18 protein-coding genes are annotated in these 19,607 nt (G+C 65.1%); 12 read left to right on the top strand and 6 right to left on the bottom strand.

Features of this window, described 5'->3' with window-relative positions; translation table 11 throughout:
• Window positions 1-99 precede the first annotated feature (99 nt).
• On the bottom strand, window positions 100-885 hold the full coding sequence (locus MUU56_RS04850) for a transporter substrate-binding domain-containing protein (RefSeq protein WP_244766182.1): 786 nt from the start codon (window positions 883-885) through the stop codon (window positions 100-102).
• 254 nt (window positions 886-1,139) lie between these two features.
• Between MUU56_RS04850 and MUU56_RS04845 the strand changes: the two genes are divergently transcribed.
• Entirely contained in the window at window positions 1,140-2,018 is an 879-nt protein-coding gene (locus MUU56_RS04845) for a LysR family transcriptional regulator (RefSeq protein ID WP_244766181.1), read from the top strand.
• 2 nt (window positions 2,019-2,020) lie between these two features.
• Here the strand turns inward: MUU56_RS04845 and MUU56_RS04840 are convergent, their stop codons facing one another.
• Complete coding sequence (locus MUU56_RS04840) at window positions 2,021-2,626, bottom strand: helix-turn-helix domain-containing protein (protein WP_244766180.1); 606 nt, start codon at window positions 2,624-2,626, stop codon at window positions 2,021-2,023.
• Window positions 2,627-2,841: 215 nt separating this feature from the next.
• On the opposite strand from MUU56_RS04840, the gene MUU56_RS04835 reads away from it, so the two are divergent.
• The 11 genes from MUU56_RS04835 (at window position 2,842) to MUU56_RS04785 (ending at window position 14,055) form a co-directional block, all read left to right on the top strand.
• Window positions 2,842-4,803, top strand: a complete 1,962-nt coding sequence (locus tag MUU56_RS04835; protein WP_244766179.1) for an oxidoreductase — start codon at window positions 2,842-2,844, stop codon at window positions 4,801-4,803.
• A gap of 160 nt (window positions 4,804-4,963) precedes the next feature.
• Entirely contained in the window at window positions 4,964-5,581 is a 618-nt protein-coding gene (locus tag MUU56_RS04830; RefSeq protein WP_064332806.1) for a helix-turn-helix domain-containing protein, read from the top strand.
• Between the two features lie 42 nt (window positions 5,582-5,623).
• Complete coding sequence (locus MUU56_RS04825) at window positions 5,624-6,697, top strand: extracellular solute-binding protein (protein WP_398430802.1); 1,074 nt, start codon at window positions 5,624-5,626, stop codon at window positions 6,695-6,697.
• Window positions 6,698-7,031: 334 nt separating this feature from the next.
• The gene (locus MUU56_RS04820) at window positions 7,032-7,889 is read left to right on the top strand and encodes an ABC transporter permease (RefSeq protein WP_244766638.1); all 858 of its coding nucleotides are present in this window, start codon (window positions 7,032-7,034) and stop codon (window positions 7,887-7,889) included.
• 4 nt (window positions 7,890-7,893) lie between these two features.
• Window positions 7,894-8,679, top strand: a complete 786-nt coding sequence (locus MUU56_RS04815) for an ABC transporter permease (protein WP_244766178.1) — start codon at window positions 7,894-7,896, stop codon at window positions 8,677-8,679.
• 3 nt (window positions 8,680-8,682) lie between these two features.
• Complete coding sequence (locus MUU56_RS04810; protein ID WP_244766177.1) at window positions 8,683-9,789, top strand: ABC transporter ATP-binding protein; 1,107 nt, start codon at window positions 8,683-8,685, stop codon at window positions 9,787-9,789.
• Between the two features lie 18 nt (window positions 9,790-9,807).
• Window positions 9,808-11,193 (top strand): NAD(P)/FAD-dependent oxidoreductase, encoded by a 1,386-nt coding sequence (locus tag MUU56_RS04805; protein WP_244766176.1) that lies wholly within the window; start codon window positions 9,808-9,810, stop codon window positions 11,191-11,193.
• A gap of 19 nt (window positions 11,194-11,212) precedes the next feature.
• Window positions 11,213-11,572 (top strand): cupin domain-containing protein, encoded by a 360-nt coding sequence (locus MUU56_RS04800; protein WP_244766175.1) that lies wholly within the window; start codon window positions 11,213-11,215, stop codon window positions 11,570-11,572.
• Window positions 11,573-11,667: 95 nt separating this feature from the next.
• A complete protein-coding gene (locus tag MUU56_RS04795) occupies window positions 11,668-12,264 on the top strand; it encodes a DJ-1/PfpI family protein (protein ID WP_244766174.1) in 597 nt (198 codons plus the stop codon).
• A 23-nt stretch (window positions 12,265-12,287) separates the two neighbouring features.
• On the top strand, window positions 12,288-12,638 hold the full coding sequence (locus tag MUU56_RS04790) for a ribbon-helix-helix domain-containing protein (protein WP_244766173.1): 351 nt from the start codon (window positions 12,288-12,290) through the stop codon (window positions 12,636-12,638).
• 394 nt (window positions 12,639-13,032) lie between these two features.
• On the top strand, window positions 13,033-14,055 hold the full coding sequence (locus tag MUU56_RS04785; protein WP_244766172.1) for an LLM class flavin-dependent oxidoreductase: 1,023 nt from the start codon (window positions 13,033-13,035) through the stop codon (window positions 14,053-14,055).
• Between the two features lie 99 nt (window positions 14,056-14,154).
• Here MUU56_RS04785 and MUU56_RS04780 read toward each other — a convergent pair whose 3' ends face one another.
• The 4 genes from MUU56_RS04780 to MUU56_RS04765 form a co-directional block, all read right to left on the bottom strand.
• Window positions 14,155-16,350, bottom strand: a complete 2,196-nt coding sequence (locus MUU56_RS04780) for a TonB-dependent siderophore receptor (RefSeq protein WP_425314243.1) — start codon at window positions 16,348-16,350, stop codon at window positions 14,155-14,157.
• A gap of 166 nt (window positions 16,351-16,516) precedes the next feature.
• Window positions 16,517-17,401: an AraC family transcriptional regulator gene (locus MUU56_RS04775; RefSeq protein ID WP_244766170.1), complete on the bottom strand. Its 885-nt coding sequence runs from the start codon at window positions 17,399-17,401 to the stop codon at window positions 16,517-16,519.
• Window positions 17,402-17,532: 131 nt separating this feature from the next.
• On the bottom strand, window positions 17,533-19,038 hold the full coding sequence (locus MUU56_RS04770) for a tripartite tricarboxylate transporter permease (protein WP_244766169.1): 1,506 nt from the start codon (window positions 19,036-19,038) through the stop codon (window positions 17,533-17,535).
• Window positions 19,039-19,047: 9 nt separating this feature from the next.
• Window positions 19,048-19,509 carry a tripartite tricarboxylate transporter TctB family protein gene (locus tag MUU56_RS04765; RefSeq protein ID WP_244766168.1) on the bottom strand — a complete coding sequence of 154 codons (462 nt, stop codon included), beginning with the start codon at window positions 19,507-19,509 and terminating at the stop codon, window positions 19,048-19,050.
• Window positions 19,510-19,607: the final 98 nt, after the last annotated feature.

Here is a 19,607-nt window from a genome sequence, read left to right as displayed (position 1 = left end):
CGGGCAATGAAAGAGATAAGAGAGCGGATCATGCCCCGATCCGGGCAGGCAGCGACGGCAGACGAGGCCCGCTGGCGGACCTCGTCCCGTCAGAGCCGGTTATCCGCCGAAGAGCGCGCTCGCATTCTTCGGCTTCTCGCGGATGTCAAAGTCGAAATACGTCTTGCGGATCGTCTCATAGGTGCCGTTGCGCACCAGTTCGGCAAGGGCGGCATTCACCCGCTCGCGCAGGGCATCGTCGTCCTTGCGGAAAGCGAGGCCCGCGCCGAGCGTACCGTCCTGCAGGAACTCCTCCCCGACGAAGACACAGCAATCCTCGCCATCGGCCAGCCAGTCGGCGATGGCGATCTTCGATTCGACCAGGAGATCGAGGCGGCTGGTCTTCATGTCGAGGAAGGCTTCGCCGAGCGTCGGATAGAGTTTGACCTCGTTGTCCGGGAAGAAGTCCTTCAGCATGTCGGTGGCGATCGAGCCGGATTGCGTGCCGATCACCAGGTCCTTGACGGCATCGGGCTTGACCTCCTGGAGGTTCAGCTCCTTCAGAGCGACGAAACGCATGGCGTTGAAATAGTAGGGATCGGAAAAGCTCACCTGCTCCATGCGCGCCTTGGTGATCGCCATGGAGGAGGCGATGATATCGAACTTGCCGGCCTGGAGCGCCGGTATGATGCCGTCCCACTCGTTGGTGCTCCATTCGCATTCGGCCTTCAGCTCGGCGCAGATCGCATTGCCGATATCGATGTCGAAGCCCTTGAGTTGGCCATCCTCGGCGACGTAGTTGAAGGGCGGATAGGCCCCCTCCGCGCCCATGCGGATCGTCTCGGCCGCGGCCGACGCCACTCCCGACAGGATGATCGCGACCGCCGTGCACGCATGGAGCGCCATTTTTCTCATCATCGTTCCCTCATCGTGTTTGTGTCGCCGGCTTGCTTCGCCCACAGCCCCGCCCTCCGGCGCAAAACGCCAAGGCAAAAGAAACAACCTGAATTTCGTGGGTCTTGGCGAACGATGCATCCGGTCGGTTTCGTTCTGCCCGTGTAGGATTACCGTTGAGCCGGCGGCGCAACAATGCAAAAGATATATTCCAAATCATTAGTTTTCCTCATGGTTCGATGACAGACCGGCACCATCGGCGACACTTGGCCAATCTGCGCGCGCTGCGTGCCTTCGAGGCCGTGGGCCATCACCGGAGCTTCACGGCGGCGGCGAGCGAGCTCGCCGTCAGCCAGGGCGCCGTCAGCCATCAGGTCAAGCAGCTCGAGGAACGGCTCGGCCGGCGCCTCTTGGAGCGCAATTCGCGGGGCGTCAGCCTCACTGCGGAAGGCAGTCTGCTGCTCGACGCCTGCGCCCGCGCCTTCGATGATGTCGCCAATGTGCTCTCGCTCATCGGCCAGGAGACCGAGGCGAAGGTCCTGCGCATCCGCACCGGCCCCTTCTTCGCCATGGAGGTGCTGGTGCCCCGCATGGCCGGCTTCCTGGAGCAGAACCCCGGCATCCAGCTCCATCTCAGCAATCTGGAGGCGCGCAGCGGCGCGGTCGAGCGCGAGGACGCGCAGATCAAGTACTGCATCCATCCGCCGGCGGGAGACTACGCCGTCGAGGTGCTGCGCGAGCGCCTCGTCCCGGTATGCAGCCCGGCGCTGCTCGCCAGCGTGAAACAGGCCAGCGACCTGCTCTTCAGCCGCAGCGTCGCGCGCCTGCACTATCGCAATGCCGATGACTGGAAGAACTGGCTGGCCCACAACAACCTGCAGGAAACGCAGACGAACGCCAACCTGTTCTTCGACGACCAGCACACGCTGCTTGCCGCCGCGCGCTCCGGCCATGGCATCGGCTTCTCGCACCGCGCCTTCGTCGAGGCGGACATTGCGCGTGGCACCCTGTGCGTGCTTTCGGAAGAAACCTTCCAGCCGGAGGAATCCTACAAGTTCATCTGCCCGAAGGAGAGCATGGAGGCAAACCCCGCCCTCGCCCGCTTCCGCGACTGGCTGCTCCGGGAAATCGAAACCGTTCGCTGACGTCAGAAGCTGGGCGGGCTGATCGCCCAGAGCACGACGGCATCGCGGCTTCCCGGATTGCGATAGCGATGCGGCTCGCCGGCGGAGTAGGAGAAGCTGTCGCCCTCGCGCAGGTGGAAGTGCCGCGCGCCCACCCATATTTCCAGCTCGCCGGCCATGATGAACCCCACGGCATCGCCGGCATGGCTATAGCTCTCCGCGCTCTCGCTGCCCGGCGGCAGGCGCGTGTGGATCATCTCGACCTGAAGGCTCATCTTCGGCGTCAGCAGCTCGTCGACGATGCCGCCGTCATACTGGATACGCAGGCGATTGCCGTGGCGGATGACATAGCCCTGCTCGGCCTGCGGCACCGGCGCCGCGCCGCCGAAGAACCATTGCACGGTGACCCCGAGGCTGCGGGCGATGCCGACCAGCGCGGGAATGGACGGATAGGCAAGGTTGCGTTCGATCTGGCTGATATAGCCGGTCGAGAGGTCGCAGCTTTCGGCCAGCTGGGCGAGCGTCATCCCGCGCCGCTTGCGCAGGCCGCGGATGCGCTCGCCGAGCACCGGATCCTCGCCGGCCGCCGCCCCGCCGCCATGCGCCCCCGAAACGTTCTCGTCCACCATCGCCGCCTTCCTTCCCGCACCGCGCCGGCGCATCGGCTCACAAGGTTGTCCAGAATGCGCTTCATGGCAACATATTTTGCCTTCAGTAAAAAAATGCGTCGATTTTTTACTTTAAATAAAATATAAGCACCTCGTTTCGCTCGCTCGGGATGGGAGGACTGAATGATCGGGATCGTGCATACCATGCGCCGCTGTCGCAACACCGGGAGCGCCGCATGAGCGCGCCCGCCGCCTTCCCGCACCTGTTCCAGCCCCTCACGATCCGCGGCGTGCGGCTGAAGAACCGCATCATGTCGACCGGCCACGACACGACGCTGCCGACGGACGGGCGCGTCAACGAGGCCCTTGTCGCCTATCACGCGGCGCGGGCGAAGGGCGGCGTCGGCCTCATCGTCAGCCAGGTGGCCGGCGTGCACGAGACGGCCCGCTACACCTCGCACATGCTGATGGCGACGGACGACGGCTGCATCGACGGCTACCGCAGGCTGGCGGAGACCTGCCATGCCCATGGCTGTGCGCTCTTCTCGCAGCTCTTCCATCCGGGCCGGGAGATCATGGAGGGCGGCGACGGGCTGCTGACGGTCGCCTATGCGCCCTCCGTCACGCCCAACGAGCGGTTTCGCGTCATGCCGCGCGCGCTCGACCAGGCGATGATCGACGAGATCGTCGCCGGCTACGGCGCGGCGGCCCGGCGCATGCATGAAGCCGGTGTCGACGGCGTGGAGCTGGTGGCGAGCCACGGCTACCTTCCGGCCCAATTCCTGAACCCGCGCGTCAACCGGCGGACGGACGGCTATGGTGGATCGCTGGAGAACCGGCTGCGTTTTGCCGCGGAAGCGCTGAAGGCGATCCGTGCGGCGACATCGGAGGATTTCGTCGTCGGCCTGCGCATCAGCGCCGGGGACCGCGACGAGAACGGCCTGACGCCCGATGAGGCGCTGGAGGGCTGCCGCCTGCTCGAACCGCTGGTCGACTATGTCAACGTCACGGCCGGCACCTCCGCCTCGCTCGGCGGCGCGGTGCATATCGTGCCGCCCATGGCCTATCGCAACGCCTACCTTTCCAGCGACGCCGCCCGCTTCCGCCAAGCGCTGAAGGTTCCGGTCTTCGTCGCCGGCCGCATCAACCAGCCGCACGAGGCCGAGGCGGTCATCGCCGCGGGCGCGGCTGATGTCTGCGGCATGACGCGCGCGCTGATCTGCGATCCCGAGATGCCGGCAAAGGCCGAGGAAGGCCGCACCGACGATATCCGCGCCTGCATCGCCTGCAACCAGGCCTGCATCGGCCATTTTCACCGCGGCGTGCCGATCTCCTGCATCCAGCACCCGGAGACCGGCCGCGAGCTGGCCTTCGGCACGCTGGTGCCGGCGGCCGCGCCGAAAAAGATCATGGTGATCGGCGGCGGGCCGGGCGGCATGAAGGCGGCCGCGATCGCCGCCGCCCGCGGCCATCAGGTCACGCTCTATGAAGCCGCGAACCAGCTCGGCGGCCAGGCGCTGCTCGCCCAGCAATTGCCGCGCCGCGCCGAATTCGGCGGCATCATCACCAATCTTTCGCGTGAGCTGGAACTGGCGCAGGTGCGCGTGGTCAAGGGCGTTCGCGTCGATGCGGCCTTGGTCGAGCGCGAAAAGCCCGATGCCGTCGTGCTCGCGACCGGTGCCACGCCCTACATGCCCGAAATCCCCGCCGACGACAGCGTCCAGGTGGTCGATGCCTGGCAGGTGCTGCGCCGGGAGGTCAAGACCGGCGGCCGCGTCGTCGTCGCCGACTGGCGCTGCGACTGGATCGGCCCCGGCATCGCCGAGCTGCTCGTCGACAACGGCTGCAGCGTCGAGCTCACCGTCAACGGCACCCATCCCGGCGAGATGCTGCCGCTCTACGTGCGCGACAACATCGCCGCCGAACTGCACAGGAAGGGTGTCGGCATCACGCCCTATGCCCGGCTCTACGGCTGCGACAGCGGCACCGTCTACCTGCAGCACACCGTCAGCGAGCAGCCGATCGTCTTCGAAGGTATCGATACGCTCGTGCTCTGTCTCGGGCATACGCCGGCGGACGAACTGCGGGCGATGCTTGCCGGGCTGGTGCCGGAGGTTCATCTCATCGGCGACTGTCTGGCGCCACGCACCGCGGAAGAAGCGGTCTATGACGGGCTGAAGGTGGGCACCGCCCTGTAAGGCGCCGTTTTCACGATATTTCGCTATCCCTCGGCCTTCCGTCAGGCAAGTGCCTGACGGAGACGGATCCGGCGCGCCTACAGAAAAATCGTCGACCGTCGATTTTAGCGGTTGCCAAAATGTCGTTCACTTAATACCTTGTTAAGTGAGGAGCGAGGCCATGGACGACATCGCGGTTGCGACGAAGAATCAGGCTGCCGTCGGCGAGAAGGTGAAGGCCTTCCGCACCGCCCGCCGCATGTCTTTGCGCACGCTGGGCGAGGCCACCGGCACGACCGCGAGCTTTCTGAGCCAGCTGGAACGCGGGCTCAGCGGGGTCAATATCAGCACGCTGATGCGCATTGCCGGCGCGCTCGGCATCAGCCTGACGGACCTCTTCGAGGAAGCGGCCCCGCCCGTCGGCCGCGTGCTGCGCAAGCATGAACGCCCGGCGCTGCCGCCGGCCGAGGGCTATCGAAAGATGCTGTTGTCGCGGCGGCCGATCCGCGACATGGAAGTCTATATCGGCGAATTCGATCCGGGCGGCTCGACGGGGGAAAAACCCTACAGCCACGGGGATTCGCATGAACTCTTCTTCGTCCTGCGCGGTGAGGTGGAACTCACGCTCGGCGAGGAGCGCCATGTGCTGTCGGCCGGCGACAGCATCGAATATCCGACCTCGGTTCCGCACAAGACCGTGAATATCGGCGCGGAACCGGCCGAAGTCCTGTGGATGATCGCGCCGCCGACCAGCGTCGCCGACGACCTCGACAAATACCTGCCACGGGCGGGCTCGTAACCGCGGCAGGAACAACGCACGCGAGCGCTACTGGGAGTATCGATGATGAGAAAATTTGCGGGGGCTTTCGCCCTGACGATGACGTGCGCCCTGGCCTTGCCGGTATTCGCACAGGAAAAGCCGGTCGCCGGCGCGGTGGAGGAAGGCTCGCTCAAGGGCAAGACGCTGACCTTCGTCTCCTATGGCGGCATCTACCAGGACGGCCAGGTGGCCGCCCTCCAGGAATTCGTGGAGAAATCCGGCGTGACGCTGCTCAATGACGGCCCGACGGAGATCGCCAAGCTGAAGGCGCAGGTCGATGCCGGCAACGTCACCTGGGACGTGGTCGACACCGCCGACCTGCCGCCCTACGTCCATTGCGGCACGCTGTTCCAGAAGCTCGACTTCTCCAAGCTCGACGTCTCGAAGATCCCGCCCGGACAGGTCGGCGAGTGCTCGGTTCCGGCGATGAACTATGGCGTCATCTTCATGTACAAGACCGAGACCTACAAGGACAATCCGCCGCAGAACTGGGTGGACTTCTTCGATACGGAGAAATTCCCGGGCTCGCGCGCCATCGACGGCAGCGGCGATCCGACCGGCGGCCTGATCGAGCAGGCCTTCAGGGCGACGGGCGGCGACCCGAAGGCGATGACGCCGGACGACATCGAGAAGGGCATCCAGAAGCTGCGCGACCTCGGCCCCGACACGATCTACTGGAAGACCGGCGCCGAATCCCAGCAGCTCGCCGAATCCGGCGAGGCCGACATGATCATGATGTGGACCGGCCGCGCGATGACCGCCGCGAAGAACGGCGCGGCCTATACCCCCGTCTGGCAGGACTGGCTGGTCGTCATGGACCAGATGACCATCCCGGTCGGCGTCAAGGACACGGATGCGGCCTATGCGCTGCTCAACGCCTATCTCGGCCAGCGTTCGCAGGAGATCCTGACCGAAAAGACCTCCTACACGCCGATCCACATGGACGCCAAACCGCAGGTCGACGAGATCACCGCGTCGTTCCTCACCTCGACGCCCGAGCGCATTGCGCAGGGCTACCAGCAGAACATCCCGTTCTGGGTGAAGAATTTCGACCTCGCCGCCGAGAAGTGGAACGCGCTGCTTTCCGGCAATTGAGGCGTCTTCCGAAAGGGGGAAGGAAGGCAAGACGTCGCCTTCCTGTCCCTTTCCCCTCTGGTCTCCCGCCGGAGGCTAGGGCAACCGCATATGAAATTCGACGTCGCCGTTTCTCCCTTCTCCCCCGCGGGGAGAAGGTGGCCCGAAGGGTCGGATGAGGGGGTTGTGCGGATGGATCATTTCGATCTTTTGCGCCTTCGACCTCCCCCTCATCCGCCTGCCGGCACCTTCTCCCCGCGGGGGAGAAGGGAACGTGGCAACGGCGAATTCCAAATGCGACGCCCTGCGCAAATGCCAGAACCCAACCGAACCACAGGAGACGACCGTGACCGACATGCCTGACAGGCCCGCTCTCCTCACGCGATGGCGACCTCGCGGTGCGGTTTGGCTCGCCGCCCCCGCCGTGCTGGTGCTGCTCCTCGCGCTTGCCTATCCGCTGGCGATCGTCGTGGTGCGCAGCTTCACCGATCCCGCCCCCGGCCTCGACAACTACGTCTGGTTCTTCCAGTCCGCGGTAAACCGCACCGTCCTGCAACGCACCTTCGTCGTCGCCGCCTGGGTGACGCTCGTCTCGCTCATCTGCGCCTACCCCTACGCCTATGCCATGACCATCGTCGGCAGGAACCTGCGGCTGGCGCTCATCCTTTGCGTTCTCGTGCCCTTCTGGCTGAGCGGCGTGGTGCGCACGCTCGCCTGGGTCATCCTGCTGCAGGATTCCGGCGTTATCAACTCGTTCCTCCGCGGCCTCGGCCTCCCCCCGGTCAAGCTGATCCGCACGCTTCCCGGCGTCGTCATCGGCATGACGCAGGTGCTGCTGCCCTTCATGATCCTGCCGATCTATTCCGTGATGAAGGGCATCGACACGCGCCTGCTCCAGGCCGCCCGCAGCCTCGGCGCGAAACCCTGGAAAGCCTTCCTGCAGATCTACGTTCCGCTGTCGCTGCCCGGCGTCTATGCCGGCGCGATCATCGTCTTCATCCTGTCGCTCGGCTTCTACATCACGCCGGCCCTTCTCGGCGGCCCGCGCAGCATCCTGCTCTCCTCGCTGGTGCAGAACCAGGTGCTGAGCCTGCTCAACTGGGGGCGCGGCGGCGCGATGGGCGTCGTCCTCCTCGTCACCACCTTCGTGCTTCTCGCCATCGCCGCCCCGCTGATGCGCCAGAACCATTCCTCGACCCGCAGGGAGGCGTGAGCCGATGCCCTCCTTCCCCCGCGTCCTCCTCGGCCTGTTCTGCCTGCTCGTCGCGGTGCTGCTCCTGGCGCCGACGCTCGTCGTCATCCCGATGTCGTTCAACGGCAACAAGTCGCTCGCCTTCCCGCCGGTCGGCTTCTCCTGGCAATGGTACGACAACTTCTTCCGCAATCCGGACTGGACGACGAGCTTTTCCAATTCGCTGATCATCGCGCTGATCGTCGCGGTGGTGGCGACGGTGGTCGGCACGCTCGCCGCCTTCGGCGTCTCCCGCGCGGCGGCGCGCACCGGCGGCCTGCTGCGCGCCCTCCTCATCACGCCGATGGTCGTGCCGGGCGTGGTGCTGGCGATCGGCATCTACGCGGTCTACCTCGATACGCATCTGGTGGGCACGGTCACCGGCTTCGTGCTGGCGCACACCATGCTCGCCATTCCCTTCGTGCTGATCGCCGTGCAGGCAAGCCTCGAAGTCTTCGACCGGCGGCTCGAAACCGCCGCCGCCAGCCTCGGCGCCGGCCGGCTGACCGTCTTCCGCACCGTGACGCTGCCGCTCATCCTGCCCGGCATCCTCTCCGGCGCACTCTTCGCCTTCATCACCTCGTTCGACGAGATCATCGTCGCGCTGTTCATCACCAGCCCCTATCTCAAGACGCTGCCGGTGCAGATCTACACCTCGATCACCCGCGACGCCGACCCGACCGTCGCGGCCGTCGGCACGCTGCTCTTCCTCGCGACCTCGCTCATCATCATCGCCGGCCTGCTTCTCGGCATGCGCCGCGCAAGGACCTGACCCATGACCGCATCCGCTGGCGCCGCCATCGAAATCCGCAAGGCATCGAAACGCTACGGCGCGTTCACCGCCCTCAACGACATCGACCTCCATATCCGCCCCGGCGAATTCATGACGCTGCTCGGCCCCTCCGGCTCCGGCAAGACGACGACGCTGAACCTCATTGCGGGCTTCACCGACATCAGCTCCGGCACGCTTGAGATCGGCGGAAAAAGCGTCACCGGCCTGCCGTCGCACAAGCGCAACATCGGCGTCGTCTTCCAGCACTACGCCCTCTTCCCGCACATGACGGTCGGCAGGAACGTCGCCTATCCGCTGACGCTGCGCGGCATAAGGGGCGAGGAACGCGACCGCCGGGTGAAACGCGCCCTCGACATGGTGAAGATGGCCGATTTCGCCCATCGCTACCCGAACGAACTCTCCGGCGGCCAGCAGCAGCGCGTGGCGCTCGCCCGCGCCCTCGTCTTCGATCCGCCGCTGCTCCTGATGGACGAACCGCTCGGCGCGCTCGACAAGAAGCTGCGCGAATGGCTGCAACTCGAAATCAAGCGCATCCACCGCGAACTCGGCACCACCTTCGTCTACGTCACCCACGACCAGGAAGAGGCGCTCGTCCTCTCCGACCGCATCGCCGTCTTCAACGGCGGGCGCATCGAGCAGATCGGCACGGGCCGCGAACTCTACGATCATCCCGCGACGCTCTTCGTCGGCCGCTTCATCGGCGAATCCACCGTCCTGCGCGGCATGGCCGAAACCACCGGCGACGGCACGACGATGATCATCGGCGGCCAGAGGATCTTCGCCCAGGGCCGCCTTCCCGGCGAGGCCCGCCCGGTCATCCTGCTCCGGCCCGAGCGCGTGGGGCTGAAGCGCGCCGGCGCGGACGCCGTGACGGGCGAAAACCGCCTTTCCGGCACGGTCACCGAGGCGATCTATCTCGGCTCCGGCTCGAAATACGAGGTGCGGCTGGCGGACGGAACGGTCGCCGTGGTGCGCAGCCCCCTCGGCGCGGCCGATTTTGCCATCGGCGATACCGTCGACATCGCCTTCCTGCCCACCGACCTCACCCTTCTCCCCGATGATGCCAGCGCCGACGTGACGCTGACCTGAACCCCGAAAGCCTTTCCCATGGACGTCAAGACCAACGGTGACATTTCCTTCTGGTATGCCGATATCGGCGGCATCCCGCAAAAGCGCCCTCCCCTGCCCGGCGATCGCGAGGCCGATGTCTGCATCATCGGCGCTGGCTATACCGGCCTGTGGACGGCCTACTACCTGAAGAAGGCCGACCCCTCGCTCAACATCGTCGTGCTCGAACGGGAGTTCGCCGGCTTCGGCGCCTCCGGGCGCAACGGCGGCTGGCTTTCCGGCGGCTTCAGCTGGTCGCGGGAAAAATACGAGAAGACCTCCAGCCGCAGCGCGGTCGTCGATCTGCAGAACGCCATGGCGGGCACGGTCGACGAGGTCGAGCGCGTCACCAAGGCCGAAGGCATCGACGCGGACCTCATCCGCGTCGACAAACTCGTCGTCGCCACCAATGCGGCCCAACTCGAACGGGTGCGCGAGGAATACCGGTTCGGCCTCGACTGGCAGATCCCGCCGGAGCGCCTGCAACTGCTCTCGGCGGAGGATGCCGCAAAACGCATCCGCATCGCCGATCTCAAGGGCGCCGTGCTCTACCGCAACATGGCGCGCGTGCAGCCGGCCAAACTGGTGCGCGGCCTCGCCAAGGTGGTCGAAAGCCTCGGCGTGTCGATCTGCGAGGGCACGACCGTCACCCGCTTCGAACAGGGCCGCGTTACGACCGACCGCGGCACGGTGCGTGCGCCCAAAATCATCCGCGCCACGGAGGGGTTTTCCGCCGGCCTGCCCGGCTTCGAGCGCACCTGGCTGGCGCTGAACAGCGCGCAGATCGTCACCGAGCCCGTGCCGGACGCATTGTGGAAGGAGATCGGCTGGGAAGGCCATGAACTGCTCGGCGATGCGGCGCATGCCTATTGCTACGCCCAGCGCACCCGCGAAGGCCGCATCACCATGGGCGGACGCGGCGTGCCCTATCGCTACGGCTCGGCGACCGACGTCAACGGCCAGACGCAGCAGGCGACCATCGACGCGTTGCACGGCATCCTGACCCGCCTCCTGCCGCAGACGAAAGCGCTGAAGATCGATCATGCCTGGTGCGGCGTGCTCGGCGTGCCGCGCGACTGGTGCACGACGGCGGGCTTCGACCGAACGACGGGCATCGGCTGGGCCGGCGGCTATGTCGGCCTCGGCGTCTCCAGCTCGAACCTTGCCGGCCGCACGCTCTGCGACTTGGTGCTGGACCGCAAGACGGAGCTGACCGGCCTGCCCTGGGTCAACCGCACGGTGCGCAAATGGGAGCCGGAGCCCTTCCGCTGGCTCGGCGTGCATTCGATGTACCAGCTCTACCGCATGGCGGACGACCGGGAGTTTTCCGGCCTGTCGCGCACCTCCAAACTCGCGGCGCTCGCCGACAGCATCACCGGCCACTGAGCCAGATACGGGACAGACCATGATCAGCTTCGAAAACTTCGGCGACCTCCTCCAGCGCGATATCGGCGCCTTCACGCCCAAGCCGACCTCCATCGAGGGCGAGCAGCAGGAGGCCACCCTGCCCCTCTGGACGAGCCCGGACGGCAAGATGGAAACCGGCATATGGGAATGCACGCCCGGCCGCTTCACCGCCGACCGCAGCGAGATCGCGGAGATCTGCCATATCCTTTCCGGCCGCGTGACGCTGCACAACGGCGACGGCACGAGCCGTCAGATCGGCCCGGGCGAGATGTTCGTCCTGCCGCTCGGCTGGCGCGGCGAATGGACGATCCACGAGCGGACCCGCAAGATCTATACGATGGTGGCAAGGGGCGTCTGAAGGCGCCTGCCCTGAATTTTCACTGTAGTATCCCCTTAGTACCCGCTCGCATGCCGTCCTTGCTAAACTCCTCCCATTGGTTTTGGGAGGAACAGATGCCAGCTTCGAAAATTCTGATGATCACCGGCGACTTCACCGAGGACTATGAAACCATGGTCCCGTTCCAGACGCTGCTTGCCTGCGGCTATACCGTGCATGCCGCCTGCCCCGGCAAGAATGCAGGCCAGACGGTCGCGACCGCCATCCATGATTTCGAGGGCGACCAGACCTATTCCGAAAAGCGCGGCCACAATTTCACGCTCAACGCCACCTTCTCCAGCATCCGCGCCGAGGACTACGACGCGCTTGTCATCCCCGGCGGCCGGGCGCCCGAATATCTGCGCCTCAACCCCGATGTCATCAAGGCCGTGCGGCACTTCTTCGAGGCCGGCAAGCCGGTGGCGGCCATCTGCCACGGCGCGCAGCTTCTCGCGGCGGCCGGCGTCCTCACGGGCCGCACCTGCTCGGCCTATCCCGCCTGCCGCCCGGAAGTGGAGCTTGCCGGCGGCATCTATGCGGATATCGCGATCGATGACGCGGTCTCGGACGGCAATCTCGTCACCGCGCCCGCATGGCCGGCGCACCCCTCCTGGCTGCGCCAGTTCATGGCTGTGCTGAACGCCGCGTCCCTGCTACAAACGGACGCCGCCTGAGGAGACGGGCAAGGGAGGCCGGGATGTGCGAACTGTTCATCAAGGCGGATGCGAGGCTCTGGGAGAGCACCACGCGTTCGCTGCGGATCGACGGCATGGTGACGAGCGTGCGGCTGGAGAATTTCTTCTGGTCGAAGCTTGAGGAGATCGCGCGCCGCGATCGCATGAACGTCACGCAGCTGATCACCAGGCTGCACCATGAATCGATCGACGCAGGCCACGACCTCGGCAACTTCACGTCCTTCCTGCGGGTGTGCTGCGCGCGTTATCTCGATCTCCAGCTGACCGGCGACATTCCGGCGGACGTCAACCAACCGATCGCCGGGCTGAACGCACCGGCGATCCTCGTGCGCGAGCGGGAAAAGTACCACTGACGCCCCTTCCCGTTCCCGCGGCAATTTCACCCGCCATGGCCTCGATTGCATCCGCCCGGCCGCGTGAAGAGAGCCGGGACATGGGGCGCCACAAGGAGCGGCTCCCAACCATCACGGATCCGCCAGCGTGCGGTTATATACCCATACGATCAAAAAACCGCACAGGGCGCAGAGAGTTTCTTTGGAACGTTGAGGGCAAGGCCATCCTTCCTGAAATGCAAATAACCATCCATGCAGACCACAGGGCATAGCGCGCCGCAGCCTCGACCGGCGTGAAAGCGCCAAACGGTGAACGCTGCGTTCTCGTTCCACACCTTTCCAAGCCCTGTCCGATACCCCATCTTCGCCGGCGACACCCATCCCAACGGACGCCCCGGCGTCGAGGTAAAGATCCATGAAGAAAATCGGTTTCCTTTCCTTCGGGCATTGGACCCCCTCCCCGCAATCGGAGACCCGCTCGGCCGGTGATACGCTGCTCCAGTCGATCGACCTTGCCGTCGCGGCAGAAGAGCTCGGCGCCGACGGCGCCTATTTCCGGGTGCATCATTTCGCCCGGCAGCTCGCCTCCCCCTTCCCGCTTCTCGCCGCCACCGGCGCCAGGACGAAGACGATCGAGATCGGCACGGCCGTCATCGACATGCGCTATGAGAACCCGCTCTACATGGCCGAGGATGCCGGCGCCGCGGACCTCATTTCCGGCGGACGCCTGCAGCTCGGCATCAGCCGCGGCTCGCCCGAGCAGGTCATCGACGGCTGGCGCTACTTCGGCTACCAGCCGCAGGAGGGCATGAACGACGCCGACATGGGCCGCCGGCATGCCGAGGTGTTCCTGGACATCCTGAAGGGCGAAGGCTTCGCGCAGCCGAACCCGCGACCGATGTTCCCCAACCCGCCCGGCCTCCTGCGCCTCGAACCCCATTCGGAGGGCCTGCGCGAGCGCATCTGGTGGGGCGCGAGCTCCAACGCCACGGCCGTCTGGGCCGCGAAGCTCGGCATGAACCTGCAGAGCTCGACGCTGAAGAACGACGAGACGGGCGAGCCGTTCCATATCCAGCAGGCCGCGCAGATCCGCGCCTACCGCGAGGCCTGGAAGGAGGCCGGCCACAGCCGCACGCCGCGTGTTTCGGTCAGCCGCAGCATCTTCGCGCTCGTCGACGATCGCGACCGGGCCTATTTCGGCCGCGGCGGCAAGGAAGCGGATTCGATCGGCTTCATCGATGACAGAACGCGGGCGATCTTCGGCCGTTCCTATGCCGACGAGCCGGACAAGCTCATCGAGCAGCTTGCCGCCGACGAGGCGATCCGGGAAGCCGATACGCTGCTTCTGACCGTACCGAACCAGTTGGGCGTCGAATACAACGCCCATGTCATCGAGGCGATTCTGAAACACGTCGCACCGGCCCTGGGCTGGCGCTAGGCGCGCTTTCCATTGTGAGCGCCAGGATACCGCTGAAAACGAAGAAAGCGCGCTAGGGACGCCCTGGCGCGCTTTTTTGTCTTTGCTCCTCAGGCAGGATCAAAAGGACGTGCTTGCTTTCAGCATGAACGTACGCCCGGCGCCGTAGCCGCAGGAGTTCGCGCCCTGGCAGGTCGCAACATATTCCTTGTCGAACAGGTTGGAGACGTTCAGCGCAACACCCCAGTTGTCCTTCTCGTAGCGGATGGCCGCATCGACCAGCGTGGCGGAAGGAACGCGGAGCGTGTTTTCGCGGTCCGCCCAGGACTTGCCGATATGGCGTACGCCCGCTGCAACGCTCACGCCCTGAAGCATATCGTTCTGGAACGAATAGTCCGCCCAGAGCGAAGCCGTCAGCTCCGGAACCTGGATCGGCGTGTTGCCGGCAGGCGTGCCGTCGAACGCGCCGCCGGTCGCCTTGGTGACTTCCATGTCGAGATAGGTCAGCGCACCGATGAGCTTCAGCCCCTCCGTGACATTTGCCTGGATCGACGTTTCGAAGCCGCGGGCCTCCACCTCGCCGATAGCGGCCGTCTGGGGAATGCCGTTGACCGTGATCGTGCTGGGCACGTTCTCGCGCGTTATGTCGAAATAGGCTGCCGTGATGAGGGCATCCATGAAGTCCGGCTGATACTTGACGCCGACTTCCCACTGCTTTGCCGTTTCCGACTTCAAGAGGTTGCCGTCATTGTCCGTCGAGGTCGTCGGGTTGAACGAGGTCGAGTAACTGACATAGGGCGTCAGGCCGTTTGCGAATTCATAGGCGAGCGCCGCGCGCCAGGTGAACTCGCCTTCGTCGCTCTCGGTGGAGTTGGCTGCATTGATATTGTCGTCAAGCTCGGTCTTCACGAAATCGTAACGGCCGTTGAGCGTGGCGATCCATCCGCCGCCGAACTTGATCTGGTCCTGCGCATAAATGCCGAGCTGGTCGCGGCGCAGGTTCTGATCCAGGTACGGATTTCCGAGCGCCGGAATATCGACACCGTAAACCGGGTTAAGCGGGTCCAGATCCAGGTTGCCGAAGCCGACGGCCTGGGCCTGGTCGATCGAGTAGTACCGGTAGTCCAATCCAAGAAGAAGATTGTGATCCAGCGCGCCTGTCGCAAATTCCCCTTCGAGCTGGTTGTCGACCGTGAAGATATCGACATCCGTGTCATGCGCGAAGCGATAACGGGCCAGCTTCGTGGGATCGGCCAGCGACCACCCGTTGGCATAGAGCGCGTCTTCCTTGAGCGAGACGCTCGCGTAGCGCAGGTTCTGGCGAACCGTCCAGTTGTTGTCGAACGTATGTTCGAACTCGTAGCCGATCATGGCTTGCTGGCGATCGTATTCGTCAAGGCTCTTGTCGCCGTAGAACAGGTCGGTCGGGATCCGTCCCACGCCGGGCGCATCGACCACCGTGCCGAGATACGGCAGGAAACCCGTGCTGGTGTGCGTCAGGTCGATATGCTGGTAGGAGCTGAGGAAGGTAAGGCTCGTTCCCTCATCCGGCTTCCATGTGAAGCTGGGCGCGATCGTGCCGCGGAAATCCTCCGACTTGTCCGTCTCCCAGCCGCCGCCGGAGATTTTCCCGGTCAGGCGGTAGCGCAGGACGTCGTCGCTGCCGAGCTTGTCGCTGAAATCCACGCCCAGATAGCCGTTGCCGAAGCTGTTGATGCCCGTCTCGACGTAACGCAGCGGCTCATCGGTGGGGCGCTTGCTGACGAAATTGACGAAGCCGCCCGGATTGGCGCCACCGTAGAGCGCGGAGCTCGGTCCCTTGATGACTTCGATGCGCTCCAGGAAGAACGGATCGACGAGGAACGTGCCGAAGCCGGTCTGGAACAGCGAAAGCCCGTCGAGGAAGACGCCGGTCTGCTCGGCCTGGAAGCCGCGGATGAAGAGCCAGTCGGTGTCGGAATCGGTTCCGTAGGTGGATGCATTCACCCCGGCGACGTAGCGCAGCGCCTCATCGATCTTCTGGGGGCTCTGATCGTCCATCTGCTCGCGCCCGACGACGGAGACCGACTGCGGGATCTCGTTGAGGTCCGTCGCCGCCTTGCTGCCGGTACGCGTCGATTTTGCGACGATGCCACGCACGGGTTCGACACCGGTGTCAGCAACCGCGTTGGGATCGCCCTGCTCGACCCGGACCTCTTCCAGCCGTGTCGTGCCTTCCGCGTCCTGTGCGAACGTGGAAAGCGGCGCCAACAGGCCGATTGCCGCCGTGCCGCACGCAAGCGTCAACCTCAGCCGCCGCTGGTTCTTCGACTTCATCATCATCTGCGCATACCCCACTCGTCCCGCTCGCCTGCCTGAGCGGCCTTCCAACAATAAGATGAGTGCTTAACTCAGTTTTAACGATCGGGCTTGTCGCATTCCGCGAAAATTGTACGTTCTTGGGCAATTTTCCGTACGATGAACAATCGCCCGTTCGCCGGCGTCAGGCGAGCTGCGCCTTCTGCCAATGGGCGGGCGTCGTGCCGAAATTCTTGCGGAAGACGCGGGTGAAATGCGCCTGGTCGGCAAATCCGGTCTCGGCGGCGATCTCGGTCAGAGGATGGTTGCCCTGCAAAAGCAATTGCTTGGCACGGCGCAGGCGGGCATTCACCTGCCATTGATGGGGCGCGACGCCGGTCGAGGCCTTGAAGGCGTGGCTGAAATGGGATTGCGACAGGCCGATAAGGTTGGCGAGCTCCTCGAGGCGGATGTTGCGCAAGCAGTTTTCTTCAATGAAATCGGTCGCGCGGCGCAACTGCCAGGCGGCCAGCTTGCCGCGCTTGCGGCCTGGCGCCTTGCCGAGCTTCATGACGTCGATGATCAGCGCCAGCGCCAGCCCGTCGCCATAGAGATCGTGCAGCGGCTGCGGATTGGTGCACTCGGCGGCGATCAGCTGCGCCAGCGAGAGCAGGCGGCTATCGGAGAAGAACAGCTGCGGGGTGGCAAGCCGCTCCGGGTCGAGGTCCTCCGCCAGCCGCCGGCTGACCGTCTCCACGTCGAAATGCAGATCGAGATGGCGCAGGAACTGATGATCGGCCAGGTCCGCCCAGAGCTCGAAATTCGCGGGGATATAGGCAATCGGGCAATGCCGCCAGTCCTCGACGGACTCCGCCCCGCCCGGTGCCAGGCGGATGCGGGAATCGCCCGGTCCCCGCTTGTCGAGCAGGATGAAGAGCCGCGGGTCCCGCCCGACATAATAACCGCCGGCACGGGCCGCGCATTCCACGTCCCAGACATCGGCGACAATGCCGTTCCAGTGCCGGCGGTTGAGACCGCCGACGACGGAGAAGCCCTCGATCCTGTTCTGCATGCGCGGCTGGAACGTCATCTTGCCCTGCGACTATTCCTTCTATTTTTTGTCAAGTTTTACCCCGGTTTCCGCCGCAATGCAATATCACTAAAATAAAGGGAGGAGCAGTTCGTCGCCGCTCCTCCCCTCCCCCGCAGGTTTTCCTGTTTTCAGTCTTCTTCTTGGAAAACCTCTTCACGCTTCTTCTTGACCGAAGGCAGGAAGACGATGATGAGGACCGCCAGCGCCAGTGCCAGCAGGAACGCGCTGATCGGACGCGTGATGAAGGTGCTCGGATCGCCGCGCGACAGGATCATGGCGCGGCGCAGGTTCTCCTCCAGCAGCGGCCCGAGCACGAAGCCGAGCAGTAGCGGCGCCGGCTCGCAGCGCAGCTTCACCAGCAGGTAACCGCCGAGGCCGAACAGCGCGACCGCATAGAGGTCGTAGACATTCGAGTTCACGCTGTAGACGCCGATCGAGCAGAAGGCCATGATGATCGGGAAGAGCACGTAATAGGGCACCGTCAGCAGCTTCACCCAGAGGCCGATCAGCGGCAGGTTCAGCACGACGAGCATCAGGTTGCCGATCCACATCGAGGCGATGATGCCCCAGAACAGCGTCGGCTGTTCGGTCGCGACATTCGGTCCGGGCACGATGCCCTGGATGATCATCGCCCCCACCATCAGCGCCATGACCGGATTGGCCGGGATGCCGAGCGTCAACAGCGGGATGAACGAGGTCTGCGCGCCCGCATTGTTGGCCGATTCCGGCCCCGCGACACCGGCGACCGCGCCCTGGCCGAACTCCCGGGGGTTATCCGAGACACGCTTCTCCACCGTGTAGGAGGCGAAGGCGGCAAGGATAGCCCCTCCCCCCGGCAGAATGCCGAGCGCCGAGCCGATGGCCGTACCGCGCAGCACCGGTCCCATCATGCGCCGGAAATCGTCCTTCGTCGGCCAGAGGCCGGAGACCTTGGCCATCAGCAGGCTGCGCGTCTTCTCGCCCTCGAGGTTGCGCAGGATCTCGGCGATGCCGAAGACGCCGACGGCGACAGCGACGAAGTTGAGCCCGTCGGCATATTCGCGGATGCCGAGGGTGAAGCGCGGCGTACCGGTATAGATATCCGTGCCGACGAGGCCGAGCAAGAGCCCCAGCGCCACCATGGCCAGTGCCTTGACGATCGAGCCATGCGCCAGCGCGATGGACGAGACGAGGCCGACGACCATCAGCGAGAAATATTCGGCGGCGCCGAATTCGAGCGCGATGGCCGTCAGGGGAATGGCGAAGATCGCGACGAGGAAGGTCGAGACCGTGCCGGCGAAGAAGGAGCCGAGCGCGGCAATGGAAAGCGCCGCCCCCGCCCTGCCCTTGCGCGCCATCTGGTAGCCGTCGATGGCGGTCACGGCGGACGAGGATTCGCCCGGCATGTTGATCAGGATCGCCGTGGTCGAGCCGCCATATTGCGCGCCGTAATAGATGCCGGCGAGCATGATCAGCGAGGAGACCGGCTCCAGCTTGAAGGTGATCGGCAGGAGCATGGCGATGGTCGCCGTCGCGCCGATACCGGGCAGAACGCCGATCAGCGTTCCGAGCAGCACGCCGATGAGGCAGAAGGCAAGGTTCTCCGGCGAAAGCGCCGTGGAGAAGCCGAGCGCTAGATTACTGACAAGATCCATGCGCGCCTCCTAAAGCCGGGTCCAGGGACCGAAGCGCTCGAACGGCAGCCCGAGGGCATAGCTGAACACCAGGACGGAAAAGAGCGTGATCGCCCCGGCCAGCAGCACCGCCAAGAACGGCTTCATGCGCGAGGAGGCGAAGGCGGCGATGAGCGCGGCGAAGAACAGCGACGGCACAAAGCCGAGGCCGCGCACCGTCAGCCCGAAGAAGACCGGAGCCGGCAGGATGAACAGCATGCCGCGCAGCGCCAGCGGCCCCATGGGCTCGCCCTGCACCCGCGTCGCCTGCACCAGCACGACGACGCCGAGCAGCGTCAGGATCGCGGCGAGGATCAGCGGGAAATAGCCCGGCCCCATGCGGAAAGCCGTGCCGAGGTCGAGGTCAAGGCATTGATAGATAAAGAAGCCGCCGAGCCCGATAAAGGTCAGGCCGCAGATCGCATTGGTGCTGTCGAACTGTAGTTGTTTCATGGGTTCCCCTCTTCCAGCGGCCGGAACGGCCGCGCGGGCGGTCAGGGCACATGGCGGCAGCCGATGCCGCCATGTGCCGGTCCGTGCGCCGGCAGGCC

It is taken from the genome of Shinella yambaruensis (genome assembly GCF_022899355.1).
Lineage (GTDB): Bacteria > Pseudomonadota > Alphaproteobacteria > Rhizobiales > Rhizobiaceae > Shinella > Shinella yambaruensis.
The sequence above is the reverse complement of the archived record's forward strand: the minus strand, read 5'-3'. Positions and strand labels throughout refer to the sequence as shown.